The organism is Citrobacter sp. CK206 (genome assembly GCF_030333125.1).
In the GTDB taxonomy this organism is placed as follows: domain Bacteria; phylum Pseudomonadota; class Gammaproteobacteria; order Enterobacterales; family Enterobacteriaceae; genus Citrobacter_B; species Citrobacter_B koseri.
Map to the genome: position 1 here is coordinate 337,023 of NZ_JAOWGM010000021.1, position 20,311 is coordinate 357,333.

At 55.1% G+C, this 20,311-nt stretch carries 20 protein-coding genes; 5 read left to right on the plus strand and 15 right to left on the minus strand.

Annotated elements, in window-relative coordinates; genetic code table 11:
- Positions 1 to 11: 11 nt before the first annotated feature.
- The 10 genes from OGX81_RS04645 to OGX81_RS04690 form a co-directional block, all read right to left on the minus strand.
- Positions 12 to 995 carry a nucleoside hydrolase gene (locus tag OGX81_RS04645; RefSeq protein ID WP_370906247.1) on the minus strand — a complete coding sequence of 328 codons (984 nt, stop codon included), beginning with the start codon at positions 993 to 995 and terminating at the stop codon, positions 12 to 14.
- A 10-nt stretch (positions 996 to 1,005) separates the two neighbouring features.
- The gene (locus OGX81_RS04650; protein WP_024130582.1) at positions 1,006 to 2,037 is read right to left on the minus strand and encodes a LacI family DNA-binding transcriptional regulator; all 1,032 of its coding nucleotides are present in this window, start codon (positions 2,035 to 2,037) and stop codon (positions 1,006 to 1,008) included.
- Between the two features lie 106 nt (positions 2,038 to 2,143).
- Positions 2,144 to 3,538: an MFS transporter gene (locus OGX81_RS04655; protein ID WP_024130581.1), complete on the minus strand. Its 1,395-nt coding sequence runs from the start codon at positions 3,536 to 3,538 to the stop codon at positions 2,144 to 2,146.
- 207 nt (positions 3,539 to 3,745) lie between these two features.
- Complete coding sequence (locus OGX81_RS04660; RefSeq protein ID WP_012133486.1) at positions 3,746 to 4,516, minus strand: heme ABC transporter ATP-binding protein; 771 nt, start codon at positions 4,514 to 4,516, stop codon at positions 3,746 to 3,748.
- A complete protein-coding gene (locus OGX81_RS04665) occupies positions 4,513 to 5,505 on the minus strand; it encodes a FecCD family ABC transporter permease (RefSeq protein ID WP_104868977.1) in 993 nt (330 codons plus the stop codon). The genes OGX81_RS04660 and OGX81_RS04665 overlap by 4 nt, the downstream gene beginning before the upstream one ends.
- A 50-nt stretch (positions 5,506 to 5,555) precedes the next feature.
- Positions 5,556 to 6,179: an anaerobilin reductase gene (gene chuY, locus OGX81_RS04670; protein ID WP_012133484.1), complete on the minus strand. Its 624-nt coding sequence runs from the start codon at positions 6,177 to 6,179 to the stop codon at positions 5,556 to 5,558.
- Positions 6,179 to 6,673, minus strand: coding sequence for a heme utilization cystosolic carrier protein HutX (gene hutX, locus OGX81_RS04675; RefSeq protein WP_012133483.1), 495 nt, complete (start codon positions 6,671 to 6,673; stop codon positions 6,179 to 6,181). The genes chuY and hutX overlap by 1 nt, the downstream gene beginning before the upstream one ends.
- 12 nt (positions 6,674 to 6,685) lie before the next feature.
- Positions 6,686 to 8,023, minus strand: a complete 1,338-nt coding sequence (gene hutW, locus OGX81_RS04680; protein ID WP_104868976.1) for a heme anaerobic degradation radical SAM methyltransferase ChuW/HutW — start codon at positions 8,021 to 8,023, stop codon at positions 6,686 to 6,688.
- A 20-nt stretch (positions 8,024 to 8,043) separates the two neighbouring features.
- Positions 8,044 to 8,868: a heme/hemin ABC transporter substrate-binding protein gene (locus OGX81_RS04685; protein ID WP_104868975.1), complete on the minus strand. Its 825-nt coding sequence runs from the start codon at positions 8,866 to 8,868 to the stop codon at positions 8,044 to 8,046.
- 2 nt (positions 8,869 to 8,870) lie between these two features.
- On the minus strand, positions 8,871 to 10,997 hold the full coding sequence (locus OGX81_RS04690) for a TonB-dependent receptor (protein WP_104868974.1): 2,127 nt from the start codon (positions 10,995 to 10,997) through the stop codon (positions 8,871 to 8,873).
- Between the two features lie 284 nt (positions 10,998 to 11,281).
- Between OGX81_RS04690 and cueR the strand changes: the two genes are divergently transcribed.
- Positions 11,282 to 11,698: a Cu(I)-responsive transcriptional regulator gene (cueR, locus tag OGX81_RS04695; protein WP_104869161.1), complete on the plus strand. Its 417-nt coding sequence runs from the start codon at positions 11,282 to 11,284 to the stop codon at positions 11,696 to 11,698.
- Here cueR and OGX81_RS04700 read toward each other — a convergent pair whose 3' ends face one another.
- Entirely contained in the window at positions 11,699 to 12,151 is a 453-nt protein-coding gene (locus tag OGX81_RS04700; RefSeq protein ID WP_047458358.1) for an NfeD family protein, read from the minus strand. It lies immediately after the preceding gene.
- Positions 12,148 to 13,065, minus strand: coding sequence for an SPFH domain-containing protein (locus OGX81_RS04705; protein ID WP_012133477.1), 918 nt, complete (start codon positions 13,063 to 13,065; stop codon positions 12,148 to 12,150). Before OGX81_RS04705 ends, OGX81_RS04700 begins: the two co-directional genes overlap by 4 nt.
- Positions 13,066 to 13,214: 149 nt before the next feature.
- Between OGX81_RS04705 and fetA the strand changes: the two genes are divergently transcribed.
- Both fetA and fetB read left to right on the plus strand, forming a co-directional pair.
- Positions 13,215 to 13,892: an iron efflux ABC transporter ATP-binding subunit FetA gene (gene fetA / locus OGX81_RS04710; RefSeq protein ID WP_047458355.1), complete on the plus strand. Its 678-nt coding sequence runs from the start codon at positions 13,215 to 13,217 to the stop codon at positions 13,890 to 13,892.
- Positions 13,879 to 14,658: an iron efflux ABC transporter permease subunit FetB gene (fetB, locus tag OGX81_RS04715; RefSeq protein ID WP_047458353.1), complete on the plus strand. Its 780-nt coding sequence runs from the start codon at positions 13,879 to 13,881 to the stop codon at positions 14,656 to 14,658. The genes fetA and fetB overlap by 14 nt, the downstream gene beginning before the upstream one ends.
- A gap of 72 nt (positions 14,659 to 14,730) precedes the next feature.
- On the opposite strand, the gene OGX81_RS04720 is transcribed toward fetB, so the two are convergent.
- Genes OGX81_RS04720 through tesA form a run of 3 tightly spaced genes read right to left on the minus strand, consistent with a single transcriptional unit; the run spans position 14,731 to position 17,068 of the window.
- Entirely contained in the window at positions 14,731 to 15,585 is an 855-nt protein-coding gene (locus OGX81_RS04720) for a co-chaperone YbbN (protein WP_102987557.1), read from the minus strand.
- A 60-nt stretch (positions 15,586 to 15,645) separates the two neighbouring features.
- Positions 15,646 to 16,416 carry an SDR family oxidoreductase gene (locus tag OGX81_RS04725; protein WP_047458350.1) on the minus strand — a complete coding sequence of 257 codons (771 nt, stop codon included), beginning with the start codon at positions 16,414 to 16,416 and terminating at the stop codon, positions 15,646 to 15,648.
- A gap of 28 nt (positions 16,417 to 16,444) precedes the next feature.
- Positions 16,445 to 17,068, minus strand: coding sequence for a multifunctional acyl-CoA thioesterase I/protease I/lysophospholipase L1 (tesA, locus tag OGX81_RS04730; protein WP_047463735.1), 624 nt, complete (start codon positions 17,066 to 17,068; stop codon positions 16,445 to 16,447).
- Here tesA and ybbA point away from each other — a divergent pair.
- Positions 17,039 to 17,725 (plus strand): putative ABC transporter ATP-binding protein YbbA, encoded by a 687-nt coding sequence (gene ybbA / locus OGX81_RS04735; protein ID WP_012133471.1) that lies wholly within the window; start codon positions 17,039 to 17,041, stop codon positions 17,723 to 17,725. The genes tesA and ybbA overlap by 30 nt on opposite strands.
- Positions 17,722 to 20,136, plus strand: coding sequence for a putative ABC transporter permease subunit YbbP (ybbP, locus tag OGX81_RS04740; protein ID WP_047458347.1), 2,415 nt, complete (start codon positions 17,722 to 17,724; stop codon positions 20,134 to 20,136). The genes ybbA and ybbP overlap by 4 nt, the downstream gene beginning before the upstream one ends.
- Positions 20,137 to 20,311: the final 175 nt, after the last annotated feature.

The following is a 20,311-nucleotide window of genomic DNA, read 5'->3' on the forward strand; positions in this document are numbered from 1 at the left end:
GTGCAGCATCGCTATGCGCCGTAGCGATGGATGTAGTGTTCAATCAGCGAAAGAAGTTGATGGTTATCGATAGTCTGTAGAATTTTTATCATCGCGCCTTTGGGCTCGGGTATTCCCACATCCAGGCGTAATGTGTCACGTCCATAACGACAGGTCATACCACGAGTAAGGCCTTCAAGCGAGACGTCCAGAAAGTCTTCTGTCGTTGCGGCGAGCGAGGGATCAAGCAACCAGGCGATCGTCAGAACATCGTGGATCCAGCAGCCAGGCAGATTGCGGGTCTGCATAGAGTAGGTGATCCACGGGCGAATGGTTTTCTCCAGATAGCGACCAAGAACGTTTTCTGCCGCAGCCAGACGATCCAAATCGGTATGAAGCATTTGGGTTTTTGTCGTGACATCCATCGGAACCAATGTGACCGGCGCACCGCTGGTGAGTACGGCATGAGCTGCTTCTGGATCAAGGCCAAAATTAGTGTCTTTCAGATAGCCAGGAACATTGAATACTCCGCCCATGATCACGATATTCTTCACCGCATGAACGAGCTGCGGATAGAGCTGTAGAGCAATGGCGACGTTGGTGAGTGGGCCTGTTGCAACCAGCGTTATCTCACCGGGGTTGTTGCATATCAGCTCACCTATCGCCTCAGGCGCAAGAGGCTTCGTGGCCTGGTATGCCTGCGGAACGGGGACATCAGCCCAGAGTTGGCGTAAGCCATATTGGTCTACACCATGATCAAGCTTTTCCCGCCAGGGCTGCGGATCTTCTCTGAGCGCGCGTGCGGCGCCACGGTAGACAGAAACGGGTACACCTAATTGTTGAACGAAATCTTTGGCTACTGCATATCCGATTTCTACCGGTGTATTACCAGCCACCGTTGTGATCATCTCCAGAGAGATTTGCGGCGCGGCAATGGCGAGTGCCAGCGCGAGGCCGTCATCGATATTGGCGCCGGGAATGCCATTACCCGGATCGCAGTCGATAATCACGCGCATAGATTTATTTTTATCTGGTTTCAGGTTGTACTTCATGTCCCTGGCAGCCACACGACTCTCCCACTCGTAAAAAAAACTCAAATTCAACGCGGCGAACTTCTCCATCCCAGTTTTTCAACATATCAATTGCCGCACGAGCCATTTTGTCGACAGGCTGTCGGACGGCGGTCAGGGAAGGTACGTTGTAAGCCGATTCTTGTGTTGCGTTAAAGCAGACCAGCGCCACATCCTGTGGAACGCGTAATCCTTGTTCTGCCAGAGCGCGTAAACAGCCAAGCGCCTGCTGTTCGTTGGTTGCGAACAGCGCGCGCGGTGGTTTACCTTGCAACATGCGTTTTGTCGCCTCGTAACCTCCGGCGCGGGTATAGTTAGTCGAAAAGATCCAGGAGGGGTTGATAATTAGCGATGACTCTTCCAGCGCTAGCTGCCATCCCCGGATACGATCCTGGGTGTTCAACATTTCACGCGGACCACAAATAATGCCAATATCGCGGTAACCGTGATCAATCAGATGCTTCGTCACCTGCCAGGCCGCCAGTTGTTCATCTACCTGAATAACACTGACATTCAACCCAGGGTCCACGCGATCCAGCATGACGCAGGGGGTTCCGCTCTCCTGAATCAGCTCAATATAGGGATGCCGGTCAACACTGGTATAGATAAGCCCGTCGACCTGACGGTGTAGCATATTGTTAATCAGTTCACGCTCACGTCCGCTGTTGTCGCCCGCATCGCCCAGCAGGAGCACTTTCCCATCAGAAAATGCTTCACGTTGCAGGGCATGCGCCATTGAGGCGATAAACGGGTTAGAGATGTCTGGCGCAATGAGTCCATAGGTTTGCGTGCTGCCTGAAGCCAGGGCGCGCGCTATACCATTAGGTCGATAACCGGTTTTTTTTATGGCCTGCAATACGCGCTGTCGGGTCGCTTCGGCGACGGGGCGCGGACCGTTATTAATAACGTAACTGACAACAGCGACAGATGTTCCCGCTTCTTTTGCAACATCAGAACGTGTTACGCGTTGTGAATGTGATTGGGTCACAAGGCACCTACCTGATTGAGTTCAGAGTGATCTTTTTTCCAGACAGCATAAGGCGTTATGACCCAAAAATCTTTGGTAAAGAACGCGCAACTCACGTTCTCTGGCCTCAAATTGCATCCTCGGGCAAGTTGAGATCCCGCCCACGAGTCTCTGGCGCGAAGAAAGTCGTCACCAGCCCAATTGCGGCCATCAGGGTGAAATAGACGGCGATAGGCCACCAGTGTCCGTAAAATGAGAGCAGCGCCGAGGCGACAAGTGGCGCCGTACCGCCGGACATAATGGACCCTAGCTCTTTTGCGAAAGCCATTTTAGTATAACGGTTGGTCACACCGAAAAGCTCAACGCCCCATGCAGCCTGAACACCGAAAATGCCCAGTGAAGCGAGCCCCATTCCGGTAATGATCGTCGGGATAACAATCCACGGTTCACGAGAATCCAGCAGCATGAATGCCGGAAATGCGTACAGAATCAGTAGCAGACAGAACCAACGGTAAGTGATACGTCTACCAAACCGGTCAGAAAGCCAACCCGCCAGCGGAATAATGGCAAATCCCAGAATAGAGGCGATAAATACCGCAACAGTGGGGACAGATTTATCAACCATCAGCACTTTGGCAACATAGCCAATGATGAATCCCTGGGCCAGATAGGAGGGGCCATTTTCGCCGATGCGTAATCCGACCATGGTCCAGAATGCTCTGGTGCGTTGCCAGAAGCTACGGGTGTCATACTGTTGCATCTCCTGACCCTGGCGAAGCGCATTCTCTCGCTCGGCTTGCAGGAGTGCTTTTTGACGCTCAAAGACGGGCGTTTCACGCATATGGCGGCGAATAAACAGTGCGGCGGCGGCGATGAGGAAGCTGCAAAGAAAAGGGATGCGCCATCCCCAGCTTAGCAAGGCGTCTTTATCCATTTGCAGTACGATGAGCCAGACTAAAGAAGCCAGCAATGTTCCGCTATTTGAGCCCAGAGCGATAATCGAGGAGACCAGTCCGCGATGCTTAACTGGGGCATATTCACCGAGCATGACGGTGCCGCCTGAAAGCTCTGCCCCGGCGCCCAGCCCCTGGGAAAATCGTAAGATGACCAGGCATACCGGCGCCCAAACGCCAATCTGGGCGTAGCTGGGAATTAAACCGATCAACATGGTCGACATGCCCATTAACCCGATAGTGATAACCATGACAGTCTTCCGGCCATGACGGTCGCCTATCCAGCCGAACAACAGCGCGCCGATGGGGCGTGCTATAAACCCGACGGAATAGGCGGCGAAGCTGGAAAGTAGCGCCATAACTGGTGTGGCTTCAGGAAAAAAGACGTCGCCAAAGATAATGCCTGCGGCGAGGCCATACAGCGCAAAATCGGCATATTCCATTGTCGTGCCTAACCAGCAGGAAAATGTCGCTCGCCAGAATTCGCGGCGCCCCTCGGGGGTTTCCAGTCGTTCCTGAGCTGCCTGTTGGCCGTCCGTCAGGGGAACAGAGGATGAATGCGTGTTCATAAGAACTCCTTGAAGTTAGCTGTCGACATAAGTCGCAGGTTTATACTCTTCACGTTCTACTCGCGTAGATATTATATTTTTACCGCAGATTAATAAATCTACCCGCGTAGAATGACCAGTTGAAAGAGTCAGAATTGAGAAAGCGATCACTTATAACAGGCAATTGTTACAGAAAATGGAGCATCAGCATTCGATGCTCCGCAAGTTTTACCGATCGAGGACGATCAGCGGTGAGAGATTTGATGGATCGTTTAAAACCGTGATATCCGCGCCGTAAAGCGTTTTCAGCGCCTGTTGTTTCAGCACCTCCTGCGGTCTGCCGTTATCAATAAGGCGGCCGTTTGCCATCAGCACCACCCGGTCGGCATAGCGTGCGGCAAGATTGAGATCGTGCAGCACGCAGCAGACGTTGAACTGTCGTTCACGCACCAGTTGGCGCAGCAGACGGAAAAGATGCTGCTGGTGGTGAATATCCAGCGCGGAGGTGGGTTCATCCAGAAACAGCCATTTGGGCGAGGGCTCGGGTTCCCAGAGCTGAACCAGCAGGCGCGCCAGCTGTACCCGCTGCTGTTCGCCGCCCGACAACTGCCGGTAATCACGCGAGGCCAGCTGGCTGCAATCGCACAACGCCATGATGTGCTCGGTTTCATCGCGTGGATTATGCGTCCGATGAGGATGCCTGCCCATGCGAATGACTTCCCGAACGCTGAACGGGAACGCCATGTGGCTGTTCTGGCGCATCACCGCGCGGGTCTTCGCCAGTTCCGTCAGCGGCCATTCGGTCAGCGGCTTGCCCAGAAGCGTACAGCGACCAGAGTCGGGCTTCAGATACCCGGTAAGCTGGCGCAGCAGCGTGGATTTCCCGGCGCCATTCGGCCCTAAAATAGCGACGATTTCACCACCAGGCAGAGTCAGCGAAACATTGTCCGTTAAACGACGTCCATGAATGCTGTAAACCAGATTTTGGGCATCAATCATACCACCCTCCGGCTGTTCAGAATGAGCCACAGGAACCAGGGGCCGCCAATCAGGCTGGTCAGAAGGCCGACCGGCATCTCCGCAGGCTGTACCAGCGTGCGTGCCAGCGTGTCGGCAATCAAAAGCAAACATGCCCCTGCAAGTGTAGAGCAGGGAATGAGCCAGCGATGGTCTGCGCCGATAATCATGCGAATTAGATGGGGAACCACCAGACCGATAAAGCCAATCACGCCGCTTACCGAAACGGCAGCGCCCACCAGCAGGGAGCTGAGCAACAACAGCTGCTGACGTTTACGCTTTACGTTTACCCCCAGATAGTGCGCCTCTTCATCCCCTAATTGCAGCAGGTTCAGCGTCCCGGAAAGACAGGCGGTGGCGGCGATGGCGGGCAGTGCGAACGAACTGGCCACCAGTAGCGTCGGCCACTGCGCCTGACCGAGGCTGCCCATCATCCATAGCGTCAACTGACGTAATTGCTGTTCGTCGCCAACATAGCTCAGTATGCCGATAGCCGCCCCGCACAGCGCGTTAATCGCAATCCCGGCCAGCAGCAGTTGCATCATGCCGCCGTGAGCGTGGCGCAGGCTGATCAGAAAAATAACCGCGCAGACCACCACGCTGCCGGCGACGGCAAAGATCATCTGTTCATAGAGCGCCAGAACGACGGGCAACGAAAGAGGGAAAACGATCGCGACGCCGACCATTAACGCAGAGCCGCTGCTGACGCCGAGCAACCCCGGATCGGCCATCGGGTTGCGAAAAAGTCCCTGCATGATCACGCCCGCCGTCGCCAGCGCGCCGCCAACCAGCACGGCCAACAGAACGCGGGGCAAACGGATGTTCAGCCAGATATCCCGGTACTCTTGGTTAAACAGCGCGCTGAAGCTGATGTTCAGCGCCCCCTGGCTGGCGCCGAACAGCACCAGTGCGATCAGCAAGAGTGAAAGCCCCGTCAATACACTGAGGGAAGAGAGTGAATCCTTGAACACTCGAATCTCCATAACGTCATTGCGGCGCGGATGTCCGCGCCGCGAGGGGATCACACCGGCTTTAGTTCAGGCTCAACCAGACTGTAGATCTGATTGTTAAGCGCAGGCGCGCAGGCCAGTTCATGAATATGGGCGGCGACATCCGCACGCATCACAAACCCGTGGCACTCCTGTCCCTGGTAGCGCTGCGCTTTACCTGTCGCATCGCCATTCAGTAAACCGCCAGGCCGCAGGATGGCATAATCCAGCTGACTGGTTTGCAGCCAACTTTCCGCCAGCGTTTTTTCCCGCACGGCCTGGCCGAATGCGGCTTTCGCGCGAGGGGATAAAAATGCCCAACTGTCGCCGCATCCCAGCGACGTCACCAGAATCATGCGTTTGATGCCCACTTTTTCCGCTTCATCAATAACGGTTCTGTGCGCCAGATAATCCTGGTTTCCCCCCATTGATGAAATGACAAGCGCCTCCGGCCCTGCGGCATGGCAGGCGCAGGACACGACGCTTGCGTCGCAGGCATCGCCAATAAATACCTGAACGCCTTTGCTTTGCAAAAGGGCCGCGGTCTCCGGGTGACGAATCACGGCAACGACCGGGCGCTGTTGCGCCAGCGCGAGTTCAAGCGTTCTGGCACCCACGCCTGTACCGCCGGCACCGAAAAGTAACCACGGCGTCATCAGGCGTTTTCCTTCAGAGAGGAGGCCAGGGTGCGGAAGGCGTCAACCTGTTCGCCCAGTAGCTGGCGATGCTCGTCGCGACCGAGGAAGACTTTAAACATGGCGCTGCCCGCCTGGTTGAGGAACAGAATAGACGCAGTGTCCATGCCCATAAACTTGCGTTCCACTAAGGCGATGTGCGTGCAGTTTTCCGCTTTGATATGGCCGGTCATGCCTTTTTTACCGCGCAGATTGAAATAACCGTGACGATGGAAGCCGGAGGGCAGTTCACCGGTAAATTCGAGAATGACATCGGCGGTGTGCACCAGGGTTGTGACTTTGCCCCATTCGCTGACGGTGTCCCAGACGGTATCGAATTTATCGCCGCTGACCAGGGTATGAGAGGGCAGGTTTTTGACTACGTCTAAAAGCGTGGTGTTGTACTGTGCGGCGATCGCTTCCAGCGTTCCGTCCGGCTCAGTGCGCAAAAAATCCTGTAAAGAGACATGGCTCATAAGTTACTCCTTTTATGGTTTATCTACCGCGATGCGCGGTGCGTTAAGTTCCTGAATCAGCTCGTCAAGAGACTGCAAAATATTGCTTGCCCAGAAGCGTCCTTCGTTGGTCAGACGCAGGCAGGTTGACGCATCGCGGGTCAGCCCCGCGTTGTGCCATTGGGTCAGTAATGGAATCAGTTGCTCCGCGTGAGGCGTCAGCTCATCAAGCGGTACGCGCGCCGTTTCAATCCCCGCCTGTAACGTATGGCGCCACTGAAAGCCGCGTTCGGCGGTACGCATCATCATCATTAACGGCTTTTTCCCGGCGGCGATAGTTTCATGCCAGGTGGAAAGGTTTCTCTCCACCATCCAGGAGTAGCCGTTGACTGAACCGCCTGCGCCGGAGCCGAAGGCGAGGCAGTCAGCGCCTTGCTTGATCAGCAGGTTGTACAGGTTGCGTTCTCGGGTGGTACGCGCCCAGTGGCTGTTGCTGATGCAGCGCCAGCCCGCGCTCTCCATAAAATCGCAGCCCTGAAGGTAGAGGTCGCGACGCGCTGAGGGGGAAGGAACGCTCGTCCGGCCACTTTCAACCGCTTTACCGAGCGGCGTATTGGGAAGCAAATTCAGCGCATACAGATCGATCCCATCCAGCCCGATATCGCGGGCTATCGCCAGATCTTCGCCCCACAGGGTGGCATCCTGACCGGGCAGGCCGAACAGCAGATCGCACACCACGGCGGCGCGATCCCGCCGCACCAGGCCGTTCATAAAGGCGATGGCGGTTGGGCCGTCCGAGGTGCGCGCCATTTTCTTGCGGATCTTGCTGTTGAAAGACTGAATGCCGATAGAAAACCGATTGGCGCCCGCATCAAGACAGGCATCAACGCGGGCATCATCAAAGTTGAGCACCCGACCTTCGATAGTGATTTCGCAATCCGGCGCCAGCGGCAGTTTTTCACGCAGCGTGGTGATGATCCTGGCCAGATCCCTGGCCGACAGCGCAGACGGCGTTCCACCGCCGAAATACACCGCATGAATGGGCGCTGACTGGTGCAGCGTGCTGTCGGCTTCCATCTCTATTTCACGTAGCAGGGCGTCGGTATAGCGTGCGCAGTGATCCTCTTCAAAGCGGTTCTGATAAAAACCGCAGAAAGTACAGTGGGTTGCGCAAAAAGGGATATGTAAATACACCAGTCTTTTGCGCGGTGGAACGGTCTGGCTGATGACGTTCTGCCAGGTTTGCGACAATTGCTCTTTTGCAACAGGAATCGCACCACGCCACGGCATCGTGGCCCGACGATCCTTAAAGGGCTGGTTCCCCTCCAGCGCGAAATGTGGAGTGAGATCCAGCGTGTGTTGAGTATTCATAATTGTAATGCCAAATCCATTTAATGAGGCCAGAGTTGCTGGTGCAGAGTTTCAACGGCGTCAGCGACGCGGGGACCCATCCCCAGAATCAACGCCTGATCAATGGCGACGATCCGCTGATTTTTCCAGGCGGAGGTATGGGTGATACCGGCAATGGCGCGCAGGCGATTGATGTCGCCCTCGACCATCTGTGATGTCACAACAATCACCTGCGGGTTTGCCGCAATCAGCGATTCCGCGCTGTAACTTTTATATTGCGCATGCTGGGCGACATTCTGCGCGCCTGCGAGGGTCAGAATCGCGTCAGCGACGCTGCCCTTACCGGCGATCTGCGGGGTGCTGCCCCCCGCAGAAAGAATAAACATCGCCTTAACCGGCGCGCCTTTCGCCTTCACGCTGTCCTGCACACGATCCAGCCGCTGGCGAATGTGGTTAACCAGCGCGTCGCCCTGCTCAGGAACCTGGAGTGTGTTCGCCAGGGCATGAATATTGGCATACATCTGGTCAACGGTGGCCGGAACGCGCGGCAGGGTGACAACGTTGACTTTTTGGGTGCGCAACTGCTCCAGCACAATATGCGGGCCCGCGTCCTGCCAGGTAATAAAGCTGTCCGGGCGCAGCGATAAAATGCCTTCACTGTTCAGTTGCTTCCAGTAGCCAATATGCGGCAGTGCAGCGGTTTCGGGGGGATAAGAGGTGGTTTCATCCACCCCGACAACGCGATCGCCGATGCCCATCGCAAAAATAAGCTCGCTGAGAGAACCGCCCGCCACCACCAGTCGTTCGGCCGCCTGCACGCTGAAGGCGCTAACCAGCGCCAGCAAGCCAATGACAAGTCTCTTCATCGTCAGAAATTCCACGCAAAACCAATCGCCGCGTTAAAGCCTGCCGCTGGAATGGATTCATGAGCGGTCTGGTAACGTTTATCGGTCAGGTTGTTCAGCGCCAGATTGACCTGATACTGATCCTGCGAACCAAACTCAGTATTAAAGGCGAGGTTAAGCGTCGCCCAGCCCGGATAGCGAATTTCAGTCTCTCCCGTGTTGTCTTTGGCGCTGGATGCCGCACGGATGAAGAGATCGGAAGTGATATTCGCGGCATTGAGCAGCAGCGTGTGTTTCAGACCTGCGCGGCCTGTCAGCATCGGTTCGCCGGTATCCCAGGTTTTCTGCACGTCGCCTTCATACTGACGACGAATCAGGTTGCCGCTCAGATAAGGCGATACGGCCCAGGCGTTGTATTCCGCCGTCAGCTCCATCCCCCAGGTTTTGGCGCGGTCGATGTTGTCGTAGTAGTAGGATGAGGTGCTGCTGCCATTACAAATCGCTTGCCCTGAACAGGCGAGACTGGCGATATAGTCTTTGGCTTCGGAGTAGTAAATCGCCCCGTCAATCAGCCACATATTGCCTTTGTAACGCGCACCCAGTTCATAGTTATTGGAGTGCTCAGCCTTCAGGTCAGGATTGCCATAGGTGATTCTGCCGCCCGCAGACGTTTGCATAAACAACTGAACCAGCGTCGGGAAGACATATCCCTGAGCATAGGCTGCGCGTAGCTCAAGATTATCAAAACCGGAGTAACGCAGGCTGGTTGAGGTGACTAACTCATCGTCATGCGCTGACTTTCCACCGGATGACTGCCAGGTTGTGCCGCTCAGACTGTCGCTACGGTTCAGTTTAGAAGAGAGCCAGTACTGACGTGCGCCGACGGTCCAGGTCCAGTCATCGGCAAAACGCCAGTCATTTTGCGCAAATATTGAGGCGTTACCTTGTTCAGCCTCAATATGTGACAGGGTATTGGTCTGGATATCGAAGATGCCGGTTGCCGCTGTCTGACGCGTGCTGCTATTGGTGTCCTGCTTCACTTTGTCGTGCTGATACTGCGTCCCGATAACCAGCTCGTTGTTCGCTGGCAGTGAGAAGTTGCTCTGTAACGTCACACCCTGCGTGTACTGTTTATCATTGGTGTTGGTCTGATTGCTGACTGTCAGCGCCTGAATCATCGGGCTTGGGATGACCTGGGTGGTTTTTACCCGATTCTCAAATTTACGCTCAATGGTCTGGCTGTAAGCGTCGAGGTGGATTTTTTTCAGGTAATCGCCATCGGCATCATAGTCATAGAAAACGCCGACCTTTTCGCGTTCCAGTTTCGGAATACGGACGCTGAATTCGTCATACTGGTTATCCGCATCGCTAATCCAGGTTTGGGTAGACGTTTTGTAGCGATCGAGTGATAGTCCAAATTTATGGCGATCGAGATTGTAGCCAAGCCAGACGCCCTGGCTGTTGTTGCGGAAATTGGTGTTGGGCAATCTGCCGTCAGGCGTGTCGCGGTTGCCCTGATCGGAATAACTGCCGTTAATGCGGTAGTCAAAGTTGCCGATGCTGCCCCAGGCGGCGGCCGACTCCTCCCAGCCTGCGGTCGCGGAGTTGTAAACGGCTTTGACGCTTCCGCCGAGCGGCTTATCGCCGCCTTTTTTCGTAATAAAGTTCACCACGCCGCCAATGGCCTGCGAGCCATAGAGCACCGAGTAGGGGCCTTTAACGATTTCAATACGCTCAAGCGACGATTCATCAATGAGCAAGCCGGCGCCGTAGTTTTGCCCGGCGCGCTGATAGCTGACGACCTGGCCGTCAATCAAAATTAATACGCGTGAAGAGGCTTCGCCGCGAATGCGGATCTGTTTGCGTCCTGCCAGAGAGTTATCAGTAACCTCAACGCCGGGGATGTCCTGTAGATCGTCCGCAATCGACACGCTGGTGGAATTCTGTATGGCCTGGCGGTCGATAACCTGAATCGTGGCCGGGCTTTCCCAAAGGCTACTTTCTGAGCGGTTAGCGGTGACGATTAACGTGTCGTCATCCGATACTTTATGATGTTGTGCTGTAGTTGTCGTGGCTGCTGAAACAGCACCTGAAACGCATAATGTCAGGGCCGAAAGAATAAATGGCCGTTGGCTAATCCGTGGCAACATGTGAGAACCTTTATGAGTATGTAAATGATCATCATTATCATTCGCGTTTATATAGAAGATGTATCCACAAGTTCAAGGTTGAAAGGTGTATAATTAATGCACCTTTGATCTGTATCAATATGTTGCAAGCAAGACAACCATAAGTGTGAGCGAGATCGCACATAACAGTAGGATTGCTAAGGATTTATTGCACAGGCGCCAGGGGCATTCCACCCCGTGATAGCATGGGGGCGATGTGGGTTATAATGAGCTTCGGCATCAACATGCTCTGCGGGGGGGGAGATGTGAATATTAGCGATGTTGCGAAAAAAACAGGCTTAACCAGCAAGGCTATTCGATTTTATGAAGAGAAAGGGCTGGTGACGCCGCCGCTGCGCAGTGAAAACGGATACCGCACTTACAGCCAGCAGCATTTAAACGAGTTAACGCTGTTGCGTCAGGCGCGTCAGGTCGGTTTTAACCTGGAAGAGTGCGGTGAACTGGTGAATTTGTTTAACGATCCGGGGCGCCATAGCGCAGATGTGAAAAAACGTACGCTGGAAAAGGTCGCTGAGATTGAACGCCACATCAGCGAATTGCAGGCTATGCGCACGCAATTACTGACCCTGGCGGAGTCATGCCCGGGTAATGACAGCGCCGATTGCCCGATCATTGATAATCTTTCCGGCTGCTGTCATCACAAAGGTAAAGCCCGCCGTTGATCACACGGCCTTAATGCGCAACGTTATCCCTTCGATGGCAATCACCTCCACCTGCGTTCCGGCGCTCAGATCCGCGTCGGCGCTGACGGGCCAGGAGCTGTCGCCGACGCGCATGTGGCCGCGTCCGTTGACCAGCGCGGTTTCCAGAATAAAGCGGTGGCCTACCAGCTGTTTCCCGCGTTGATTGAGGTGACTGTCAGCCGGTTTTTGCTCACGCACGCGCCGTGCCAGCCACTTCCACCACAGCCAGGCCGCCAGCAGCGTCAATACGGCGAACATAACGCCTTGCCACTCCCAGCCGAGTGGCACCAGCCAGACCACCAGGCCAGTAATCACGGCGGCGACACCGCTCCACAGCAGGTAGCCGTTCCCTCCCAGCATCTCGGCGGCCAGCAGTAGCCCACCAAGACTCAGCCAGAAAATATGCGGGTGAACCAGAATCATCGCTATCATGATTTGTTCCGTTCGCTGGTGCTGTCCTTGATAAGTTCGGTGATCCCGGCAATGGAGCCCATCAGACTGCTGGCGTCCAGCGGCATCATGACAACCTTACTGTTGCCCGACGAACCAATCTGCTGCAACGCTTCGGTGTATTTCTGCGCCACGAAGTAGTTCACCGCCTGAATATCCCCGGCGGCGATCGCTTCAGAGACCATCTGGGTGGCGCGGGCTTCCGCTTCGGCGGAACGTTCACGCGCTTCAGCCTGTAAGAAGGCAGACTGGCGTTCGCCTTCCGCTTTCAGGATCTGCGACTGTTTTTCACCCTCAGCTTTCAGAATTTCAGCCTGGCGCACCCCTTCCGCCTCCAGAATGTAGGCGCGTTTGGTACGTTCTGCTTTCATCTGGGCGTTCATGGATGAAATCAATTCCGCCGGTGGACGAACATCGCGGATCTCAATACGCGTAACCTTGACGCCCCAGGGATTGGTGGCCTCATCGACAATGTGCAGCAGGCGCGTGTTGATGCTGTCGCGCTGGGAAAGCATTTCATCCAGCTCCATTGACCCCAGTACGGTACGGATGTTGGTCATGGTGAGGTTGATAATGGCCAGCTCAAGATTGCTGACTTCATAGGCCGCGCGCGGAGCGTCGATAACCTGAATAAAGCACACTGCGTCAATGGTGACGTTGGCGTTATCTTTTGAGATAACCTCCTGCGACGGGATATCGAGTACCTGTTCCATCATGTTGATCTTGCGACCAATTCTGTCCATAAACGGCACCACCAGGCTCAGGCCTGGTTGCAGGGTTTTGGTGTAACGGCCAAAACGCTCCACGGTCCACTGGTATCCCTGTGGGACAATTTTGACGCCTGCGCCGACTATCACCAACGCCACGAAAATGAGAATAGGGATAAAAATAAGCATTGATAAACCTCCTGTCGTGCTGTCCATGTAAAAAAACGGTCTTTGCGGTCTGTTTAATCAAATTATACCCGATTAATCAAAGTGAGTTCCCCTCTTATAAATTACAGGGATACACTGTTTACTTTAAAGATGTGAAAAATGGATGTGAGATGAAAGAGAGCAGCCCTTTGCTCCAGCTAAGAAAGGTGGGATACCAGGCTGGCGCCACGAAAATTCTCAATAACATCAGTTTCATGCTGAATGCCGGGGAATTTAAACTGATTACCGGCCCATCCGGGTGCGGTAAAAGCACATTGCTAAAGATTGTGGCGTCATTAATCAGCCCGGATACGGGGGATATCCTGTTTGAAGGCGAAGAGATTGCCACGCTTAAGCCCGAAACTTACCGCCAGCAGGTCTCTTATTGCGCCCAGACGCCAGTGCTGTTTGGCGATACGGTGTATGACAACCTGATTTTTCCCTGGCAGATCCGCAACAAAACGCCGGAACCGAAGGCTTTTCTTGCCGATCTGGCGCAGTTTGAGCTACCGGAAACCATTTTACAGAAAAACATTACGGCGCTTTCCGGCGGGGAAAAACAACGTATCTCATTGATCCGTAATTTACAGTTTCTGCCGCAGGTTCTGCTGCTGGATGAGATCACCAGTGCGCTGGATGAGCGTAATAAAGAGAATGTGAATGACATTATTCATCGCTATGTTCGCGATAAAAATATTGCCGTGCTGTGGGTAACACACGATAAAGATGAAATTAATCATGCGGATAATGTGATTACGCTTCAGCCTCATGCCGGAGAAATGCAGGAAGCTACCTATGAACGAGCATAATATAACGAATGAGTCGCTGGCGTTATCGATGATGCTGGTGGTTGTGGCTATTCTGATTAGCCACAAAGAGAAACTGGCGCTGGAAAAAGATATTCTCTGGAGCGTTGCCCGTGCGGTAATCCAGCTTGTTATCGTCGGCTATGTTCTGAAATACATTTTTGGCGTCAATCACGCCATCCTGACATTATTGATGGTGCTGTTTATCTGTTTTAACGCGGCGTATAACGCGCAAAAACGCAGTAAATATATTGATAAAGCGTTTACCTCGTCGTTTATTGCGATTACGACCGGAGCGGGGCTGACGCTGGCGGTACTGGTATTGTCAGGATCTATCGAGTTTACGCCGATGCAGGTGATCCCGATTTCCGGCATGATTGCGGGTAACGCGATGGTGGCGGTAGGGCTGTGCTACAACAATCTGGGCCAGCGATTCAGCAGCGAGCAGCAGCAAATTCAGGAGAAGCTCAGTCTGGGCGCAACGCCGAAAACGGCGTCTGCGGGGCTTATTCGCGACAGTATTCGCGCGTCGCTGATCCCGACCATTGATTCGGCAAAAACGGTTGGGCTGGTGAGCTTACCGGGGATGATGTCCGGGTTGATTTTTGCCGGTATCGATCCGGTAAAAGCGATTAAGTATCAGATAATGGTGACTTTTATGCTGCTATCCACAGCAAGCCTGTCGACCATTATCGCCTGCTATTTAACCTACCGGAAATTCTATAATTCGCGCCACCAACTGGTGGTGACGCATTTAAAGAAGATGTGATGCCAGGGGGATCGGTATTTTTAGCGTTTGTAGGCCCGATAAGCGTAGCGCCATCGGGCAAAATGCAGCGGATTAGTACAACAGCGCGTACAGCTGACGGCGGAATTTCGACGCCAGCGCATCGCCGGTGCCTAACGCGGCGAGGATCTCCTGGAACGTTTTCCGTGCCTGACCGTCTGCGGCGGCGAGATCTTTCTTCAAATGGCTGAACAATAACTCCAGCGCCTCTTCGTTACGCCCGACCTGATGCAGTTGCAGCGCCAGTTGCGCCGCCAGCGCTGCATCTTCTGGATTGTCCGCAACCTGCTGTTGCAGTTGCTGGATTTCCGGGGTGTCGGCCGCCTGTTTCAGTAAATCAATCTGCGCGACCAGACCCTGATAGCGGGTGTCCTGATCCTGTAACGGAATGGTTTTCAGCACGGCTTCGGCGTCTTCCGTACGGTTGAGGGCAATCTGGGTTTCCACCAGCAGCAGGCCGATCTCGCCGTTCTGATGAGAGAGCTGCCAGGCGTCTTTCAGCAGCGGCAGCGCTTCAATGTAGTTGCCTTCCTGCATCAGTTGCATCGCCTGCTGCGCTTTCAACTCTTCTTCACGCGGCAGCACTTTGTCGAGCAGCGCGCGAATCGCTTCTTCCGGCTGCGGCCCCTGGAAGCCGTCGACCGGCTGACCGTTCTGGAACAGATACACGGTAGGAATAGCGCGCAAGCCAAACTGGGAGGCGATCATCTGCTCGGCGTCGCAGTCGAGCTTCGCGAGGATAAACTGGCCGTTGTACTGTGCGGCAAGGCTTTCCAGCACTGGCGTCAGTTGCAGACAATGCTGGCTGCGTTCAGACCAAAAATAGAACAGAACCGGGGTGGTCATCGACTGTTCGAGGGTCTGTTGCAGGTTAGATTCGTTAATATTGACAATATTTTGTACGGACATGGAGTCACTCTCTTTATGTCTGGTTCTCTTTTACATGGGGGCTGACGCGCGCGCTTCAACTCAACCCTGCAAAATTTTGTCCATCGCGCGTCCCGGCAGCACGCGCTTCAGCAGCGTGATCGCCCACGTCACCATCGTAACCGGGTAGCGTAATTTCGGTTTGTCGCTCTCAAAAGCATGGCGGACTTTAGCGACAACGGCTTCTGGCCCGAGCGTAAAACGCGCGGCAATCCCCGGATTTTCTACCGGTTTGTCGCTCTGGGTCTGGCTGACGTTATCGGTAAACCGGGTACGAATCGGGCCGGGTTCGATCAGGCTGACCTTAATACCCGTGTGGCGCAGCTCCATGCGCAGCGCATCAGACCAGGCTTCCAGCGCATATTTGCTGGCGGCATAGGCGCCGCGCCCTGGCGTGGAGATCAGCCCCATCACGGATGAGGTCATCACAATGCGCCCTTCGCCGTACGGCAGCATAGCGGGGAGCAGGCGCATAGTGAGCTGGTGCGCGCCAAAGAAATTGGCGGAAAACTGCTGCTCCATCTGCGTGCGGCTGATAGTGGTAAGCGGGCCATACACGCCGTATCCGGCATTGTTAAAGATCCCATATAAACGATTATCGGTCAGGGCGATCACGTCGTCTGCGGCGCGATCCACGCTTTCCGGCGAGTCGAGGTCGATCAGCACGCCGGTGAATCCCATGCTGTTCATCCGCGTGACGTCATCGGGTTTACGGCAACCTGCCAGAATTTGAAAACCCTGACGTTTCAGTTCAAGAGCGCTTTCCAGACCGATTCCGCTGGAACATCCTGTAATTAAGACCGATTTTTGCATAACTTTACCTGTCAGGATCTCCGTTGATTTACGAGTCGTGGTTAACTAATGGGGTTAGTTGTTGCGCCATCCAGTCAGCAATAAACGGCTGGGCGTCGCGATTAGGATGAATACCGTCGTCCTGCATCCATTGTGGTTTCAGATAAACCTCTTCCATAAAAAAGGGCAGAAGCGGAATATCAAACTCTTTAGCAAGCCGTGGGTAGATGGCGCTAAAGGTTTCATTATAACGGCGACCATAGTTTGCGGGCAGACGAATTTGCATGAGCAACGGCTCGGCGTTTGCGGCCTTCACATCCAGCAGGATTTTACGCAGGGTTTGCTCGGTTTGCTGAGGTTGAAAACCGCGCAGGCCGTCATTGCCGCCAAGCTCGACCAGAACCCAGCGGGGCTGATGCTGCTTCAGCAGCGCAGGCAGACGCGCCAGGCCTTGCTGCGAGGTGTCGCCGCTAATGCTGGCATTGATGACCGGCGTTTTATCCTGCCATTTGTCGTTAAGCAGCGCAGGCCAGGCCGCGTTGGCGGACATGCGGTATCCGGCGCTCAGGCTGTCACCCAGAATTAATAACGTGTCCGCTGCGGCGGCGCGGAACGTTAACAGGACCAGAAACAGGAAGGGCAAATGCCAGCGGAAAACATTGTTGAAGTTCATCGTCTTAAGAAGTCCGTCGGTCAGGGTGAGCATGAGCTTTCCATCCTTACCGGAGTTGAACTGGTTGTCAAACGCGCCGAGACTATTGCGCTGATCGGCGAGTCAGGATCGGGAAAATCGACGCTGCTGGCGATTCTGGCCGGGCTGGATGATGGCAGCAGCGGCGAGGTGAATCTGGTCGGGCAGTCTCTGCACACGATGGATGAAGAGGCGCGGGCGCAGCTGCGCGCGCAGCATGTCGGCTTTGTTTTCCAGTCTTTTATGTTGATTCCTACGCTGAATGCCCTGGAAAACGTTGAACTGCCCGCCTTGCTGCGGGGGGAGAACAGCGGGAAAAGCCGCGATGGCGCGAAAGCGTTGCTGGAACAGTTAGGCCTGGGGAAACGTCTTGATCATCTTCCGGCTCAGCTTTCCGGCGGCGAGCAGCAGCGTGTGGCGCTGGCGAGAGCGTTCAACGGGCGGCCAGACGTGCTGTTTGCCGATGAACCGACGGGAAACCTTGACCGGCAGACCGGGGATAAAATCGCCGATCTGCTGTTTTCGCTTAATCGCGAACATGGCACCACCCTGATTCTGGTGACGCACGACCCGCAGCTGGCGGCGCGTTGCGACCGGCGATTACGCCTGGTGGATGGGCAGTTGCAGGAGGAGGCATGATTGCACGCTGGTTCTGGCGCGAATGGCGCTCACCTTCCTTACTGATTGTCTGGCTGGCGCTGAGTCTGGCGGTGGCCTGCGTGCTGGCGCTGGGCAATATCAGCGACCGCATGGAAAAGGGTTTAAGTCAGCAAAGCCGTGATTTTATGGCCGGAGACCGGGCGCTGCGCAGTTCGCGCGAAGTGCCGCTGGCGTGGATCGATGAGGCGCGCAAACGCGGTCTGAAAGTGGGCGAACAGATGACCTTCGCCACCATGACCTTCGCGGACGATACGCCGCAGTTGGCCAGCGTCAAAGCGGTGGATGACGTTTATCCGATGTACGGTGAGCTGCAAACGAATCCGCCGGGGTTAAAACCGCAGCCGGGTTCCGTGTTGCTGGCGCCAAGACTGATGGCGCTCCTCAACCTGAAAACGGGTGACAGCATCGACGTCGGCGACGCCACGCTGCGTATTGCTGGCGAGGTGGTACAGGAGCCGGATTCCGGGTTTAACCCTTTCCAGATGGCTCCACGCCTGATGATGCACATTGCGGATGTTGAAAAAACGGGCGCAGTACAGCCGGGAAGTCGCGTGACGTGGCGTTATAAGTTTGGCGGTACGCCGCAGCAGCTGGACGGCTATGAAAAGTGGCTATTGCCGCAGCTTAAGCCTGAACATCGCTGGTACGGGCTGGAACAAGATGAAGGCGCGCTGGGCAAATCGCTTGAACGCTCGCAGCAGTTCCTGCTGCTGTCGGCGCTGTTAACGTTGCTGTTAGCAGTTGCGGCGGTGGCGGTGGCGATGAGCCACTACTGCCGCAGCCGCTACGATCTGATTGCGATCCTCAAAACGCTGGGGGCGGGCAGGGCGCAACTGCGCAAGCTGATCGTCGGGCAGTGGGGGATGCTGCTGGCTCTTTCCGCCGTGACGGGAGGCGCCATTGGGTTACTGTTCGAGAACGTGCTAATGGTGCTGCTTAAACCGGTGTTACCCGCCATTCTGCCGCCAGCCAGCCTCTGGCCGTGGCTGTGGGCGCTGGGAACGATGATCATCATTTCTTTGCTGGTTGGACTGCGTCCGTATCGTTTGCTGCTGGCGACGCAGCCGTTGCGTGTGCTGCGGCGTGATGTGGTTGCGCGTGTCTGGCCGCTGAAGGTGTATCTTCCGGTGGTCACGGTTGTTGTCGTCGCACTGCTCGCGGGGTTGATGGGCGGCAGCATGTTGCTGTGGGCGGTGCTGGCCGGCGCGGTGGTGCTGGCGCTACTTTGCGGTGTGCTGGGCTGGATGCTGTTGAACGTGCTGCGTGGTATGACGTTGACATCGCTGCCTCTGCGCCTGGCCGTAAGCCGACTGCTGCGCCAGCCGTGGTCCACGTTAAGCCAGCTCTCGGCTTTTTCGCTCTCCTTTATGCTGCTGGCGCTTCTGCTGGTGCTGCGCGGCGATCTGCTGGATCGCTGGCAACAACAACTGCCGCCGGAAAGTCCGAACTATTTCCTCATCAATATCGCTTCTGAACAGGTGGTGCCGCTGAAAGCCTTCCTGTCTGAGCATCAGGTGATCCCGGAGGCATTCTTCCCGATCGTGCGGGCGCGACTGACGGAGATTAATGGTCTGCCGACCGAAGGAAATCAGGACGAAGCGCTTAACCGTGAGCTGAACCTGACGTGGCAGGATACGCGCCCGGATCATAATCCGATTACCGCCGGAAGCTGGCCGCCAAAAGCGGGAGAGGTCTCGATAGAGGAAGGGCTGGCGAAGCGGCTGAATATACAACTCGGCGATCGCGTGACCTTTATGGGCGATACCCAGGACTTTAGCGCGACGGTCAGCAGCCTGCGCAAAGTAGACTGGGAAAGTCTGCGCCCTAACTTCTTCTTTATCTTCCCCTCCGGCGCGCTGGACGGGCAGCCGCAGAGCTGGCTTACCAGCTTCCGTTGGGAAAATGGCAACGGCATGCTGACGCAGCTTAATCGCGAGTTCCCGACCATCAGCCTGCTGGATATCGGCGCGATCCTGAAACAGGTCGGTCAGGTGCTGGAGCAGGTCAGTCGGGCGCTGGAGGTGATGGTGGTGCTGGTCACGGCCTGCGGCATGCTGTTGTTACTGGCGCAGGTTCAGGTCGGAATGCGTCAACGTCATCAGGAACTGGTGGTCTGGCGCACCTTAGGCGCGGGCAAAAAACTGCTGCGCACCACGCTCTGGTGTGAATTTGCCATGCTGGGTATGGTCTCCGGGCTGGTGGCGGCGATCGGCGCGGAAACTGCGCTGGCGGTGCTGCAAAGTCAGGTGTTCGATTTTCCGTGGGAACCGGACTGGCGCGTGTGGATTATTTTGCCCATCTGCGGCGCATTATTACTTTCATTATGCGGCGGATGGCTCGGCGCGCGTCTGTTAAAAGGCAAAGCGTTATTTCGCCAATTTAATAATTAATTTATAGATGTGATGATCACACACCGGTTTTTATACCGGTGTGTAGTTTTAATAATATAATTTATATACGTGATGATTACGCACCGGTGTTTATACTGGTGTGTACTCCCTATGTGGCACGAATTGTTAACCCCTCGATTTTTAGTAGCACAAAACATTAAAAACCCGCCAACAC

Excerpts from the sequence above, each read along its gene's own strand:
- OGX81_RS04645 (WP_370906247.1), bottom strand. The coding sequence starts at position 995 with ATGCGCGTGATTATCGACTGCGATCCGGGTAATGGCATTCCCGGCGCC.
- OGX81_RS04655 (WP_024130581.1), bottom strand. The coding sequence starts at position 3,538 with ATGAACACGCATTCATCCTCTGTTCCCCTGACGGACGGCCAACAGGCA.
- OGX81_RS04660 (WP_012133486.1), bottom strand. The coding sequence starts at position 4,516 with ATGATTGATGCCCAAAATCTGGTTTACAGCATTCATGGACGTCGTTTA.
- chuY (WP_012133484.1), bottom strand. The coding sequence starts at position 6,179 with ATGACGCCGTGGTTACTTTTCGGTGCCGGCGGTACAGGCGTGGGTGCC.
- hutX (WP_012133483.1), bottom strand. The coding sequence starts at position 6,673 with ATGAGCCATGTCTCTTTACAGGATTTTTTGCGCACTGAGCCGGACGGA.
- hutW (WP_104868976.1), bottom strand. The coding sequence starts at position 8,023 with ATGAATACTCAACACACGCTGGATCTCACTCCACATTTCGCGCTGGAG.
- OGX81_RS04685 (WP_104868975.1), bottom strand. The coding sequence starts at position 8,868 with ATGAAGAGACTTGTCATTGGCTTGCTGGCGCTGGTTAGCGCCTTCAGC.
- OGX81_RS04690 (WP_104868974.1), bottom strand. The coding sequence starts at position 10,997 with ATGTTGCCACGGATTAGCCAACGGCCATTTATTCTTTCGGCCCTGACA.
- OGX81_RS04700 (WP_047458358.1), bottom strand. The coding sequence starts at position 12,151 with ATGATAGCGATGATTCTGGTTCACCCGCATATTTTCTGGCTGAGTCTT.
- OGX81_RS04705 (WP_012133477.1), bottom strand. The coding sequence starts at position 13,065 with ATGCTTATTTTTATCCCTATTCTCATTTTCGTGGCGTTGGTGATAGTC.
- fetA (WP_047458355.1), top strand. The coding sequence starts at position 13,215 with ATGAAAGAGAGCAGCCCTTTGCTCCAGCTAAGAAAGGTGGGATACCAG.
- fetB (WP_047458353.1), top strand. The coding sequence starts at position 13,879 with ATGAACGAGCATAATATAACGAATGAGTCGCTGGCGTTATCGATGATG.
- OGX81_RS04720 (WP_102987557.1), bottom strand. The coding sequence starts at position 15,585 with ATGTCCGTACAAAATATTGTCAATATTAACGAATCTAACCTGCAACAG.
- OGX81_RS04725 (WP_047458350.1), bottom strand. The coding sequence starts at position 16,416 with ATGCAAAAATCGGTCTTAATTACAGGATGTTCCAGCGGAATCGGTCTG.
- ybbA (WP_012133471.1), top strand. The coding sequence starts at position 17,039 with ATGCCAGCGGAAAACATTGTTGAAGTTCATCGTCTTAAGAAGTCCGTC.
- tesA (WP_047463735.1), bottom strand. The coding sequence starts at position 17,068 with ATGAACTTCAACAATGTTTTCCGCTGGCATTTGCCCTTCCTGTTTCTG.
- ybbP (WP_047458347.1), top strand. The coding sequence starts at position 17,722 with ATGATTGCACGCTGGTTCTGGCGCGAATGGCGCTCACCTTCCTTACTG.